Source organism: Erythrobacter cryptus DSM 12079, assembly GCF_000422985.1.
GTDB classification, from domain to species: domain Bacteria; phylum Pseudomonadota; class Alphaproteobacteria; order Sphingomonadales; family Sphingomonadaceae; genus Erythrobacter; species Erythrobacter cryptus.
In genome coordinates, this window is record NZ_KE383966.1 from 142,248 (window position 1) to 153,972 (window position 11,725).

Below are 11,725 nucleotides of genomic sequence, written 5' to 3' on the forward strand. Positions count from 1 at the left end.
CCTAGCCGAGCCGGGCGAGCGCCGCGGTGAGCCGCGCGATCTCGCCCTGGTGATGGGCCAGATCGGCGCGCGCCTTGTCCACCGCCTGCGGCGCTGCCCGCTCGACAAAGGCGGGGTTGGCAAGCCGGCCTTCGAGGGACCTCGCTTCCTTCTGCGAGGCGGCAAGCGCCTTTTCGAGCCGGGCCTTTTCCGCGGCGATGTCGATCACCCCTTCGAGCGGGATGATGAACACATCTTCGCCCGCGATCACCTGCATCGCCGCACCGGGCGGGGCAGCGCCGATCGTCACCGGCGCCAGCCGCGCCAGCCGCTCGATCGCCGCTGCCGAGCGCGCGATGGTGCGCGATGCCACCGGCGACGGCTCGGCAATATAGGCGGCAAGCTTGGCCCCGGGGGCGATGCCGAGTTCGGCCCGGGCCGAACGGGTGTTGGTGGTAAGCTCGATCACCCAGTCGATCGCCTCGGTCGCCTCCCTGCTCACCTCGGCTTGCGGCGCGGGCCATTTGGCCACGATCAGCTCATATTCGCGCGCGCCCAACCTGTGCCAAAGCTCCTCGGTGATGAAGGGCATGAAGGGGTGGAGCATCACCAGGATCTGGTCCAAGGCCCAGCCGGCCACGCTGCGGGTCTCCAGCGCTGCGGGGCTGTCGGGGTCTCCTGCGAAGACCGGCTTGATGAGTTCAAGATACCAGTCGCAGAACTTCGACCAGGTGAACTGGTAGATGGCATTGGCGGCATTGTCGAAGCGCAGCTCGGCCATGGCCGCCTCGATCGCCGCGGCGCAGGCCGCCACCTCGCCGATGATCCACTGGTTGGCGGCAAGCCGGGCCGGGGGCGCGGCGATGCTGGCAGAGGCGCCGATGCCATTGGCCTGGCAGAAGCGCGCCGCGTTCCACAGCTTGGTGGCAAAGTTGCGATAGCCTTCAACCCGCTTCTCATCCATCTTGATGTCGCGGCCCTGGCTTTCCATCGCCGCCATGAAGAAGCGCAAGGCATCGGCGCCATATTTGTCGATCAGGCCCAGGGGATCGACGACATTGCCCTTGGATTTCGACATCTTGGCGCCATCGGCGGCGCGCACCAGGCCGTGGAGATAGAGCCTGTCCCACGGGCGTTTGTCGAGGTGATAGAAGCCCATCATCATCATCCGCGCATCCCAGAAGAACAGGATGTCAAAGCCGGAGATGAGCAGCGAATTGGGATAGTGGCGCTGGAGAAGCGGGGCATCGGCCTCGGGCCAGCCGAGCGTGGCAAAGGGCCACAGCGCCGAGGAGAACCAGGTGTCGAGCACGTCCTCGTCCTGCCGCAGGGCAACGCCCTCGCCGGCCTGTTGCTGTGCTTCCTCGGCGCTCTCGGCCACATAGATCTTGCCGTCCTTATCGAACCACGCCGGGATGCGGTGGCCCCACCACAATTGCCGGCTGATGCACCAGGGCTGGATGTTCTCCATCCAGTTGAAGAAGGTCTTCTCCCAGCTCCTGGGCACGATCTCGATATCGCCGCGGCGCACCGCTTCGGTCGGCTTCTTGGCAAGCTCGGCGGCGTTCACATACCATTGATCGGTCAGCCACGGTTCGATCACCACCCCGCCGCGATCGCCAAAGGGGGTGGGGATCTGCCGCGGTTCGGCATCAAGCGCGATCTCGTTTCCGTCCTTGTCCTTTGTGATGAAGGGGACGAGCAGGCCCAGCTCCTTCATCCGCTTGACCACCAGCTCGCGCGCGCCGTCCACCCCGTCCTTGCGGAAGCGGTGGAGACCGATGAACTCCTGCGGCACCAGGCCATCGGCGGTCTGGCACACGTTGGCTTGCGGGTCGAACATGTTGAGCATCGCGGCAGGGGCGATGCCGGCGCGCTTGCCCACCTCGAAATCGTTGAAATCATGCCCCGGCGTGATCTTGACGCAGCCCGAGCCCAATTCGGGATCGGCATGTTCATCGGCGATGACGGGCACGCGCCGCCCGGTGATCGGCAGGATGATGTGCTTGCCGATGACGCTCTGGTAGCGTTCGTCCGCCGGGTGCACCGCCACCGCCATGTCGGCGAGCATGGTTTCGGGCCGCGTGGTGGCGACAATCAGGTGATCGGCCCCGGCCTCGGTGCGCGCGCCATCGGCGAGCGGATATTTGAAGCGCCAGAAATGGCCAGGGATGGTCTGGGTTTCGACCTCGAGATCGCTGATCGCGGTCTTGAGCTTGGGGTCCCAGTTCACCAGCCGCTTGTCGCGGTAGATCAGGCCATCCCTGTAAAGATCAACGAAGGTCTTGATGACCGCCCGGGTGAAATGCGGGTCCATGGTGAACTGCTCGCGGCTCCAGTCCATCGAACAGCCCAGCCGCCGCAGCTGGCGGGTGATGGTGCCGCCGCTTTCCTCCTTCCACGCCCAGACCTTGGCGATGAAATCTTCGCGCGTATAGTTGGTGCGCTTGTCCTGCTGCGCTTCGAGCTGGCGCTCGACCACCATCTGCGTGGCGATCCCGGCGTGATCGGTGCCCACCACCCACAGCGCATCCTTGCCGCGCAGGCGTTCATAGCGGATCACCACGTCCTGCAGCGTGTTGTCGAGCGCGTGGCCGATATGGAGCGAGCCGGTGACATTGGGCGGGGGGTTGACGATGGTGAAGGGCTCGGCCTCGGGCCGATGGGGGCGGAACAGGCCCTTCGTCTCCCAATGCTGATACCAGCGCGCCTCGATGGCAGCCGGATCGAAGGTGGTGGGCAGGGGTTGGGGATTGCTTACGGTCATGATGGCCGAGCGCCATGCCAGCAGCCTCGGCGCGATGCAATCGCTGCGATTGCCCCCGCGCCGGGCGCAAGGGGCGCGAGAGCCTTGCCGGGCGGGCAAAATCCCCGCATAGGCTTGGGGCAATGGAGGCAGCCGCGCAATATTCGCTTGAGGGGGAGGGGGAAGGCAGCGGCGCGCGGCTGGTGCTCACCGGCCAGCTGACCTTGCGCCACATGGCCGCGATCGAACCCGCGCTTGCCGGTCTTGCCGGCCCCATCGCCGCGATCGACCTTGCCGCGGTGGAAGAGATCGACACGGTCGGCGCCTGGGTGGTGTGCCGCCTGGCGCGCGATCACGGCGCCGAGATCGCCGGCGCCAGCGAGGCGGCCGAGCGGCTGCTTGCCGCGGTGCGCGGGATTTCGCCCGAAGGGGCGATGGGGCCGCCGCGCCCGCCGGTGTGGGAGCGCGTGCCGCTGGCGCTGGGGGAGCAGGTCTTTGCCGCGCGCAGCGGCGTGATCGGGGTGGTCGGCTTTATTGGCCAGATCCTCATCGGGGCGGGCAACCTTTTGCGCCGGCCCTCGCGCTTTCCGCTCACCGCGCTGGTGCACCAGATGGAGCTGGTGGGGGTTACCGCCCTGCCGATCATCGGCCTGATGAGCTTTCTCATCGGCATCGTCATCGCCCAGCAAGGCTCGGTGCAACTCGAACAGTTCGGGGCCGAGGCGCTCACCGTCAACCTCGTCGGGCGCATCACCCTGCGCGAACTGGGCGTGCTGATGACCGCGATCATGGTTGCCGGCCGTTCGGGCAGCGCCTTTGCCGCACAGCTTGGCACGATGAAGCTGACCGAGGAGATCGACGCGATGCGCACCATCGGCATCTCGCCGATCGAGGCGCTGGTGATCCCGCGCATCCTTGCCGCCACCTTCATGATGGTGCTGCTGGGGTTCTATTCCGCGCTGGTGGCGATCATCGGCGGGGCGGTGGTGGGCCAGTTCGCGCTCGGCATCCCGTTCTGGACCTTCATCGCCCGGATCCAGGAAGTGGTGCCCGAACACGATCTGTGGGTGGGCCTCATCAAGGCGCCGGTGTTCGGCCTGATCGTGGCGCTCGCCGGGTGCTACAACGGGATGCAGGTGCGCGGCAATTCGGAAGAAGTCGGGCGCCGCACCACCATGGCGGTGGTCTCGGCGATCTTCGCGGTGATCGTGCTCGATGCCTTCTTTGCGGTGTTCTTCACCGAAGTGGGATGGGGCTGAGCCATGCGCGTTGCCGCCCGCCCCGAGGATGAGGCCCCGCCGATCGTGATCGAGGGGCTGGTCAACCGTTTTGGCGATTTCACCGTGCACGAGGGCCTCGACCTTACCGTCAGGCGCGGCGAGATCTTGGGCGTGGTGGGCGGTTCGGGTTCGGGCAAATCGGTGCTGATGCGCTCGATCATCGGCTTGCAGCGCCCGGCGGCGGGGCGGATCGACGTGCTCGGCCACACCATCACCGAGATCGATCTCGAACAGGGCGTCGGCGTGCGGCGCCGCTGGGGGGTGCTGTTCCAGGGCGGGGCGCTGTTCTCCACCCTGACGGTGGGCGAGAATGTCGAGGTGCCGCTGCGCAAATATTACCCTGACCTCAGCACCGAATTGCGCCAGCAGATCGCGCGCTACAAGGTCATCCTGGCCGGCCTGCCCGAAAGCGCGGTGGCCAAGTATCCGGCCGAGCTTTCGGGCGGGATGAAGAAGCGCGCCGGCCTCGCGCGGGCGCTCGCGCTCGATCCCGAACTGCTGTTCCTCGACGAGCCCACCGCCGGGCTCGATCCCATTGGCGCGGCCAATTTCGACCGGCTGACCCGCGAGCTCAAGGAGACCCTGGGCCTTACCGTGTTCCTCATCACCCACGATCTCGATACGCTTTATGAAATCTGTGACAGGGTGGCGGTGATCGCGGACAAGCGCATCATCGCGGTGGGCACGATCCCCGAACTCATCGCCACCGGCCACCCCTGGATCGAGGAATATTTCGGCGGCCCGCGCGGGCGCGCCGCCGGGGCCGCCCAAGCCGCCCACGCCGCCGTAACCGCCCATGGCCGCACAGACGGTTAGGCATGGACAAGCCCCACACCCGCGCCGCATAGGAACGCCATGGAAACCAGAGCCAATCATCTGTGGGTCGGGGCGGTGACGCTGGTGTTGCTGGCGGCTCTGGCAGCCTTCATCGTCTGGATCGCGCGGCTCGGCCAGGGCGCGCAGGATGAATATGACATCTTCTACAACCAGTCGGTCTCGGGCCTGGCCAATGGCAGCCAGGTGACCTTTGCCGGGGTGCCGGTGGGTCAGGTGACCGAGATCGCGCTGGCCAAGGGCAACCCCGAATTCGTGCGGGTGCGCATCAAGGTGAAACAGGACGTGCCGATCCTCGTCGGCACCCAGGCCACCATCCAGGCGAGCTTCACCGGGGTTTCGACGATCCTCCTCGACGGGGCGCGCAAGGACAATCCGCCGATCACCTGCGAGACCACCGCCTGCCCCGAAGGTCGCCCAGTGATCCCGCCCGGGCGCGGCGGCTTTGGCGAGATCGTCGCCAATGCCCCGCTGCTGCTCGAGCGGCTGGCGACGCTGACCGAGCAGTTGAACACCATCCTCGGGCCGGAAAACCAAGAGGAGATCGCCGCGATCCTGCGCAACACCAATCGCCTCACCGGGGGGCTTGCCAATGCCACCCCCGAGCTTGAGCAGAACCTCAAGGATTTCCGCGGCGCCATTGCCGAGTTCAACCAGACGCTCGATGCGGTGGAGAAGCTGGCGCTCAGCACCGATGGCCTCGTCACCCGCGAGGGCGAGCCGCTGGCGCGCGAGCTGCGCGCGACGCTCAAATCGGCCAATGCCGCGCTCGCCTCGCTCGCCGCCACGCTCGAGGACACCCGCCCCGCCGCGCGCCAACTGCGCGAGACCACGCTGCCCAATGCCGAGGCGACGCTGCAGGATCTGCGCGCCACCAGCCGGGCCCTGCGCGCGATCACCGAGAAGCTCGAAAGCGAAGGGGCCGGCGCGCTGATCGGCGGCAAGTCGCTGCCCGATTACAAGCCGAGATGAGAGGACGGATCGCATGACCATCTCCTGCCGCCCGGTGCTGCTTGCCCTGCCGCTGGCGCTGGCGCTATCGGGCTGCATCAGCCTGGGCGGCAACCCGCCCGAGAGCCTCCTGACCTTGAGCCCCGAGACCCGCGCCCCGGCGGGCAGCGGCGCGGCGGCAGAGGCACAGCGCAAGGTGATTGCGGTTGCGGCGATCGATGCCCCGGCCAAGCTCGATGTGCTGCGCGTGCCGGTGGCGGTGAGCGCGACCGAGCTTGCCTATCTCAAGGATGCCTTCTGGGTGGAAAAGCCGGCGCGGCTGTTCCGCCGCCTCGTGGGCGAGACCCTGCGCGCTGAGAGCGGGGCGCTGGTTCTCGATGGCGACGAGACCGCCCCGCTTGCCAGCGTCACCTTGCGCGGCACCCTGATCGACATGGGCTACGAGGCGCAAGGCCAGACAGCGGTGGTGCGCTTTGATGCGGTGCGCAGCGATGGACAAGGGGCGATCGCCACCCGCCGCTTCGAGGCGCGCGAGACCGGGGTGCCGGCAGAGGCGCGCGCCGTGGGCGCGGCGCTCAACCGCGCGGCCAACCGCGTGGCGGAAGATATCGCCGTCTGGATGAAAGAGGCGCGCTGATCAGCCCTGCGCCAGGCGCACGAAGCGCCAGGCGGCAAGGAAATCGGCCTTGCGCCGCTGGCGCCGCGCCTCGGCCTCGGCATCGCGGCCCCACAGCTCGGCCTGCCATTCCTCCTCGAGGCAGGCCGCCTGCCACAGCGCCAGCGCCTCAGGCTCCTCTGCCGCCTCGCTTGCCAGCAGCGCGATGACGAGCGAGGCGGCAAGCCGGGTCATCGCCTCAAGTCCCGCCAGGGTGAAGGGATCGCAGCGCATCAGCCGCGCGCGCAGCGCGGCGAGGGTGGCGGCGGGCTGGGGGCGCGGCAGCACGCCGCTCACTCGGGCAAGGGCAAGCCCATGGGCCGCCTCGAAGCGGCTGACGAGCGGCTCCCACACCTGCTGCTGGCGGGCATAAAGCGGCTCATCGGGGTCGGCGCGGTAGCACAGCGTATCGGTTTCGGCATAGGCAAGCAGCGCCTCGGCAAGGCTGGTCGGGTCAGGGGCCACCTGATCGATGGCATAATCGGCCATGTCGCGCAGCGGCAGGCTTTTGGGATCGATCTTGTCGCCCTGCGCGCGCCATTCGCCCGCCAGCGCCTCGCCGAGCGCGCGCGCAGGCACCACCTGCGGCGCGCCGCCCACGGTCTTGACCCCGCGCGCGTCGAGCTGCACCTGCCACCCGCCCTCCCGCGCGGCGAGGCTGACTTCGCGGTAGAAGCGGCGGATCATCGGCGCTCCTCGTCCTGCCGCCGCCAGGCGCGGGCGATGAGCGGCGGGGCGAAGAAGAAGTCGATGAGGCCGGCAAGCGCGATCACCCCGCCCACCTGCCAGGGCAGGCCGGGGATGATGTGTCCGCGCGCAAGGGCAATGCCGATCAGCACCAGGGCAATGCCCGAAAACCGCAAGGCATTGAGCACGATGAAGCGCTGGCGCACGCGGGCCTCCCTTTCCTTCTCGCGGCTCATGGCAGGATCTCCGCGAGCAGGGCGCCGAGCGCGGCGGCATCCTCGGCCACGGCCACGGCCCCGTTCGCCAGCAGTTCCTGCGGGGCGTGATATCCCCAGCCCACCCCCAGCGCGCGCACCCCGGCGCTCCTGGCCATCAGCATGTCGAAGCTGGTGTCCCCGATCATCACCGCCTCGCCCGGCAGCGCCCCGGCCTCAAGCAGCGCCGCCTCGAGCATCGCCGGGTGCGGCTTTGACGGGTGGCGATCGGCGGTCTGGAGCGAGACGAACAGATCGGCAATGCCATGCGCGGCAAGGCAGGCGGCCAGCCCGCGATCGGATTTGCCGGTGGCGATCGCCAGGCTCCATCCGGCGCGGCGAAGCGCGGTGAGCAGCTCGGCAATGCCGTCATAGAGCGGCTCGTCGATCAGGCCCTCGGCGCGCCGGGCGCGGTAGCTTGCGCGGTAGAACTCGGCCACCGCCGCGGCCTCGTCGGGCGCAAGCTCGGGCGCGAGCGCGCGCACCGCGGCCGGCAGGCTCAGCCCGACGATGCGGCGCACCGCCTGGGGCGCGGGCGCGGGGAGCGAAGCGCGGGCAAAGGCGCGCGCCATCGCCCAGCACACATCGGCCTGGCCATCAACCAGCGTGCCATCGCAATCGAACACCGCCAGCCGTCTCATGCCGCAAGGTTCCGGATCAGGTGGGCAAGCGCGGCGTGCCCGGCCGCCTCCAGCCCCGCAGCGATGCGGGCACGATCACCCGCGGGCTTGTTCTGCGAGAGCTTGAGCGTCGGCCGCCAGGCCAGCACTTCCAGCTCGAAGCCGATGATCGCGCGCATCAGCCTGTCCCACACATGCCGCGAGGTCTCCTCGGCCCGCCACGGCGCGCCTTCGAGCCGGCCTTCGTGCCGGGCAATCGCGGCGTGAAGGAAGCCTTCGAGCCCCTCTGCCTCCATCCGCCGCACCCGGCCCTCAAGCTCGAGCGCGACATAGTCCCAGGTGGGCACGGTGTCACGATTGGCATACCAGCGCGGGGAGACATAGGCATCCGGGCCATTGACGAGGATCAGCGCAGTCGCGCCATCAAGGTGGCGGGCGAGCGCATTGCCGCGGGCGAGGTGGAACTGCACCGCCCCGTCGCCGGTCGAAATCAGCGGGGTGTGGGCCACGCGCGGGCCATCGGGGGTTGCGGCAAAGACCATGCCGAAGCCGATCTCGTCGATCAGGCTTTCGCACAGCGCGCGATCATCGCTGCGATAAAGCGGGTTGGGATGCATCAGCGGCGCGGGCCCCTGGCTGGCCGCGCCTTGCGCGCCCCGGCGCTCGCGCTGCCGCGCGCGCGGCGCGGCGGGCGGGCGTCCTTGCGCGCCGCTTTGAAATGGCGGCGGGCGGCCTGCTTCTTCTCCGCGGCGGACTTCTCGGGCACCTCGTCGCGCAGCGGCGCAGCGTCCGAGAGCGCCGGATCGAAGCCCAGCACCGCCATCGACTGGGCGAAATGGGCGGGCAGATCGGCGGTGACATCGAGCTTGCCGCCGCCCCCCTCGCCCGCCTTGGGCTGGGGGATGATGAGGCGCCGGGCATGAAGGTGCATCTTGCGGCTCACCGCTCCGGTGAGAAAGGCGCCCGGCCCGCCATATTTGCCATCGCCCACGATCGGGTGGCCGATCGCCGCGAGGTGCACGCGCAGCTGGTGGGTGCGCCCGGTGAGCGGTTCAAGCTCCACCCAGGCCGCGCGCGTCCCGGCCCGGTCAACCACGCGATAGCGTGTGCGGGCGCTCTGCCCGGTTTCGAAATCGACATGCATCTTCTCGCCCCCGGTGCCGGGCTGCTTGGCGATCGGGGCATCGATCACGCCTTCGGCCGGCTCGGGCACGCCGACGACGAGCGCCCAATAGACCTTGCGCGCGCTGCGGCTGGCAAAGCGCTTGGCATAGCTTGCCGCGCTGCCCGGGGTGCGGGCGATGAGCAGCACGCCCGAGGTGTCCTTGTCGAGCCGGTGGACGAGCCGCGGGCGCGGCTGGCCCGGTTGGGTGATGAAGGCATCGAGCAGGCCATCGACATGGCGGGTGGTCTTGCTGCCGCCCTGGGTGGCAAGCCCGGGGGGCTTGTTGAGCACGATCGCGCTCGGGGTCTCGCAGATCACCATGGCGCGCGCCGCGGCGATCTCCTCGGCGCCGAGCGCGCGGGCGCGCGCGGCAGCAGCCGGGCGGCGAGTGGCCTCATCGCCCCCCGGGGGCACGCGCAGCACCTGCCCGGCGGCGAGCCGATCCTCGGCGCGCACGCGCTTGCCATCCACGCGGATCTGCCCGGTGCGCGCCCAGCGCGAGACCGTGGCAAAGCCCACCTCGGGCAGGTTGCGCTTGAACCAGCGGTCAAGCCGGATGCCGTCATCATCGGCGCTGATGGTGAACTGGCGCACCGCGCCGGGGCCGCCCCCTCCTGCGCCGGTGCTCATGGCGCGCTCTGGGCGATGAGAAGGCCGACGAGCAGCGCCGCCATCCCCGCGATCAGCGAGGCCGCGCCATAGCCGGCGGCAAGCACGCCCTCGCCGCGGTGCACCAGCGTCACCAGCTCGGCGCTGAAGGCGCTGAAGGTGGTAAAGCCGCCGAGCAGCCCGACGCCGATGAGCAGCCGCGCGCTCTCCGCCCCGGCGCCAGAAACACTGCCGCGCGCCAGCCAGCCGAGCAGCGCCCCCATCAGCAGGCTGCCGATGATGTTGACGCTGAGCGTGCCCCAGGGAAAGCTGTTGTCCGGCCCGAAGGCAGCGGTGACGATCCGCACCGCGTGATAGCGCGCCATGGCGCCCACGGCGCCGCCGGCAGCCACGAGCGCCGAGGCGGCGAGGGGGGAGAGGGGAACCGCGGTCATGCCGCCGGCTCTTAGCGCCGGCTTGGCCTTCTGCCTAGCAGGCGTGCGCGCGGCTTGCCTTTGGGCGCAAGTTGGATTAGGGGGGGCGCGGTTTGAAGGGCGGCTCCCTTGCGGGAATCGCCCGTCTTTCATTGGCAATTCACTGCTTGGCCCGTGTGCCCGTCATGGCGCGCAAGGCTTCGCGCTCTGGAGATGAGGTAGTCGTCGTTTATGCAGATCATCGTTCGCGATAACAATGTCGATCAGGCCCTGCGCGCGCTCAAGAAGAAGCTGCAGCGCGAGGGCGTCTATCGCGAGATGAAGCTGCGCCGCCACTACGAGAAGCCCTCCGAGAAGCGCGCCCGGGAAAAGGCTGCCGCCATCCGCCGCGCGCGCAAGATGGAGCGCAAGCGCATGGAGCGCGACGGGATCAAGTGATCGGCGCGCCGCGCGCCCGGTTCAACGGCGCGCGCGGTGCTGCAATCCGCCGCTTGAATCCCCAGGCACGATCAGCCATCAGGGCGCGGCGTTCACTCCGCGCCCTTTTGCTGCCCTCAGCGCGCGCCGCCCGGCGTGCCGCCAGCCAGGACCGTAACGACCATGACCGAAATTACCCGCGTGCCGATCCAGCCCGTCGCCAAGGGCTCGCTTGCCAAGCTGTGGATCGGGGTGATCCTCGCGGTGCTGGTGGGGGCGGGGCTTGCCTGGGCCGCGGTGCCCCGCGGCGTCAGCGTCGAGACCGAAGTGGCCGGCACCGGCCCCACCGCCAAACTCGGCGACGTCGTGTTCATGAAATACAAGGGCAAGCTTGCCGCGGATGGCAAGGTGTTCGACGAATCGCGCCCGATCCCGCTGCCGGTTGAGGGCATCTTCCCCGAAGGCACCCCCTTCCCGGTGGAGGAGGGGGCGACCATTCCGGGCTTCTTCGAGGGGCTTCAGCAGATGCAGAAGGGCGGCAAGTATCGCCTGTTCATCCCCGCCGACAAGGCCTATGGCGCCCAGCCCCCGGCCGGCGCGCCGATCCCGCCCAATGCCGATCTCGAGTTCGAGATCGAGGTCGTGGACATCATGAGCAAGGCCACCTTCGATCGCAATCTTGCCATCCTGCAAGAGGCGATGCAGCGCCAGATGGGCAGCGGCCCCGGCGCCCCCGGTGCTCCGGGCGCGCCGCAGGGCACGCAGGGCCAGTAAGGGTGGGCGCTGCGCATGTCGGTTGACAAGGCCACCGTCGCCCGCATCGCCAGCCTCGCGCGCATCCGCATGGATGATGCAGCGCTCGAGCGCATGGTGCCCGAACTCAACGGCATCCTCGCCTGGGTCGAACAATTGGGCGAAGTCGATGTCAGCGGGGTAGAGCCGATGGCGGCGGTGATCCCCAACCGGCTGCGGTTGCGCGAGGACGAAGTCGATGCCGATCCGCTCACCGGCGGGGGCAAGCGCGATGATGTGCTGGCCAATGCCCCGGTGGCCGAACACGGGTTCTTCGGCGTGCCCAAGGTGATCGAATAGGCAATTCATTGCGCTCGCCTCGC

Annotated in this window: 14 protein-coding genes; 7 read left to right on the plus strand and 7 right to left on the minus strand. The window is 68.9% G+C overall.

Going from position 1 to position 11,725, the window contains the following annotated elements:
* Position 1: 1 nt before the first annotated feature.
* Entirely contained in the window at positions 2-2,746 is a 2,745-nt protein-coding gene (locus G524_RS0112860; RefSeq protein ID WP_027444048.1) for a valine--tRNA ligase, read from the minus strand.
* A gap of 122 nt (positions 2,747-2,868) precedes the next feature.
* On the opposite strand from G524_RS0112860, the gene G524_RS0112865 reads away from it, so the two are divergent.
* The 4 genes from G524_RS0112865 to G524_RS0112880 are packed head-to-tail and all read left to right on the plus strand — an operon-like array spanning position 2,869 to position 6,427.
* The gene (locus G524_RS0112865; protein ID WP_027444049.1) at positions 2,869-3,984 is read left to right on the plus strand and encodes an ABC transporter permease; all 1,116 of its coding nucleotides are present in this window, start codon (positions 2,869-2,871) and stop codon (positions 3,982-3,984) included.
* 3 nt (positions 3,985-3,987) lie between these two features.
* Positions 3,988-4,821 (plus strand): ABC transporter ATP-binding protein, encoded by an 834-nt coding sequence (locus tag G524_RS0112870; protein WP_027444050.1) that lies wholly within the window; start codon positions 3,988-3,990, stop codon positions 4,819-4,821.
* Between the two features lie 39 nt (positions 4,822-4,860).
* Complete coding sequence (locus tag G524_RS0112875) at positions 4,861-5,811, plus strand: MlaD family protein (RefSeq protein ID WP_027444051.1); 951 nt, start codon at positions 4,861-4,863, stop codon at positions 5,809-5,811.
* 13 nt (positions 5,812-5,824) lie between these two features.
* Positions 5,825-6,427 carry an ABC-type transport auxiliary lipoprotein family protein gene (locus tag G524_RS0112880; protein ID WP_027444052.1) on the plus strand — a complete coding sequence of 201 codons (603 nt, stop codon included), beginning with the start codon at positions 5,825-5,827 and terminating at the stop codon, positions 6,425-6,427.
* Here G524_RS0112880 and G524_RS0112885 read toward each other — a convergent pair whose 3' ends face one another.
* The 6 genes from G524_RS0112885 to crcB are packed head-to-tail and all read right to left on the minus strand — an operon-like array spanning position 6,428 to position 10,214.
* Complete coding sequence (locus G524_RS0112885) at positions 6,428-7,129, minus strand: ATP12 family chaperone protein (RefSeq protein WP_027444053.1); 702 nt, start codon at positions 7,127-7,129, stop codon at positions 6,428-6,430.
* On the minus strand, positions 7,129-7,368 hold the full coding sequence (locus G524_RS0112890; protein WP_027444054.1) for a hypothetical protein: 240 nt from the start codon (positions 7,366-7,368) through the stop codon (positions 7,129-7,131). Before G524_RS0112890 ends, G524_RS0112885 begins: the two co-directional genes overlap by 1 nt.
* On the minus strand, positions 7,365-8,027 hold the full coding sequence (locus G524_RS0112895; RefSeq protein WP_027444055.1) for an HAD-IA family hydrolase: 663 nt from the start codon (positions 8,025-8,027) through the stop codon (positions 7,365-7,367). The genes G524_RS0112890 and G524_RS0112895 overlap by 4 nt, the downstream gene beginning before the upstream one ends.
* Positions 8,024-8,623, minus strand: a complete 600-nt coding sequence (locus G524_RS0112900) for an FMN-binding negative transcriptional regulator (protein ID WP_027444056.1) — start codon at positions 8,621-8,623, stop codon at positions 8,024-8,026. Before G524_RS0112900 ends, G524_RS0112895 begins: the two co-directional genes overlap by 4 nt.
* The gene (locus G524_RS0112905) at positions 8,623-9,801 is read right to left on the minus strand and encodes an RluA family pseudouridine synthase (protein ID WP_051221240.1); all 1,179 of its coding nucleotides are present in this window, start codon (positions 9,799-9,801) and stop codon (positions 8,623-8,625) included. The genes G524_RS0112900 and G524_RS0112905 overlap by 1 nt, the downstream gene beginning before the upstream one ends.
* Positions 9,798-10,214, minus strand: coding sequence for a fluoride efflux transporter CrcB (gene crcB, locus G524_RS0112910; protein ID WP_027444058.1), 417 nt, complete (start codon positions 10,212-10,214; stop codon positions 9,798-9,800). The genes G524_RS0112905 and crcB overlap by 4 nt, the downstream gene beginning before the upstream one ends.
* A gap of 210 nt (positions 10,215-10,424) precedes the next feature.
* Here crcB and rpsU point away from each other — a divergent pair, with 210 nt between their 5' ends.
* The 3 genes from rpsU (at position 10,425) to gatC (ending at position 11,702) form a co-directional block, all read left to right on the plus strand.
* A complete protein-coding gene (gene rpsU / locus G524_RS0112915; protein ID WP_027444059.1) occupies positions 10,425-10,631 on the plus strand; it encodes a 30S ribosomal protein S21 in 207 nt (68 codons plus the stop codon).
* Positions 10,632-10,793: 162 nt separating this feature from the next.
* A complete protein-coding gene (locus tag G524_RS0112920) occupies positions 10,794-11,384 on the plus strand; it encodes an FKBP-type peptidyl-prolyl cis-trans isomerase (protein WP_027444060.1) in 591 nt (196 codons plus the stop codon).
* 15 nt (positions 11,385-11,399) lie between these two features.
* Positions 11,400-11,702 (plus strand): Asp-tRNA(Asn)/Glu-tRNA(Gln) amidotransferase subunit GatC, encoded by a 303-nt coding sequence (gatC, locus tag G524_RS0112925; protein WP_027444061.1) that lies wholly within the window; start codon positions 11,400-11,402, stop codon positions 11,700-11,702.
* Positions 11,703-11,725: the final 23 nt, after the last annotated feature.

Excerpts from the sequence above, each read along its gene's own strand:
- G524_RS0112860 (WP_027444048.1), bottom strand. The coding sequence starts at position 2,746 with ATGACCGTAAGCAATCCCCAACCCCTGCCCACCACCTTCGATCCGGCT.
- G524_RS0112865 (WP_027444049.1), top strand. The coding sequence starts at position 2,869 with ATGGAGGCAGCCGCGCAATATTCGCTTGAGGGGGAGGGGGAAGGCAGC.
- G524_RS0112870 (WP_027444050.1), top strand. The coding sequence starts at position 3,988 with ATGCGCGTTGCCGCCCGCCCCGAGGATGAGGCCCCGCCGATCGTGATC.
- G524_RS0112875 (WP_027444051.1), top strand. The coding sequence starts at position 4,861 with ATGGAAACCAGAGCCAATCATCTGTGGGTCGGGGCGGTGACGCTGGTG.
- G524_RS0112880 (WP_027444052.1), top strand. The coding sequence starts at position 5,825 with ATGACCATCTCCTGCCGCCCGGTGCTGCTTGCCCTGCCGCTGGCGCTG.
- G524_RS0112890 (WP_027444054.1), bottom strand. The coding sequence starts at position 7,368 with ATGAGCCGCGAGAAGGAAAGGGAGGCCCGCGTGCGCCAGCGCTTCATC.
- G524_RS0112895 (WP_027444055.1), bottom strand. The coding sequence starts at position 8,027 with ATGAGACGGCTGGCGGTGTTCGATTGCGATGGCACGCTGGTTGATGGC.
- G524_RS0112900 (WP_027444056.1), bottom strand. The coding sequence starts at position 8,623 with ATGCATCCCAACCCGCTTTATCGCAGCGATGATCGCGCGCTGTGCGAA.
- G524_RS0112905 (WP_051221240.1), bottom strand. The coding sequence starts at position 9,801 with ATGAGCACCGGCGCAGGAGGGGGCGGCCCCGGCGCGGTGCGCCAGTTC.
- crcB (WP_027444058.1), bottom strand. The coding sequence starts at position 10,214 with ATGACCGCGGTTCCCCTCTCCCCCCTCGCCGCCTCGGCGCTCGTGGCT.
- rpsU (WP_027444059.1), top strand. The coding sequence starts at position 10,425 with ATGCAGATCATCGTTCGCGATAACAATGTCGATCAGGCCCTGCGCGCG.
- G524_RS0112920 (WP_027444060.1), top strand. The coding sequence starts at position 10,794 with ATGACCGAAATTACCCGCGTGCCGATCCAGCCCGTCGCCAAGGGCTCG.
- gatC (WP_027444061.1), top strand. The coding sequence starts at position 11,400 with ATGTCGGTTGACAAGGCCACCGTCGCCCGCATCGCCAGCCTCGCGCGC.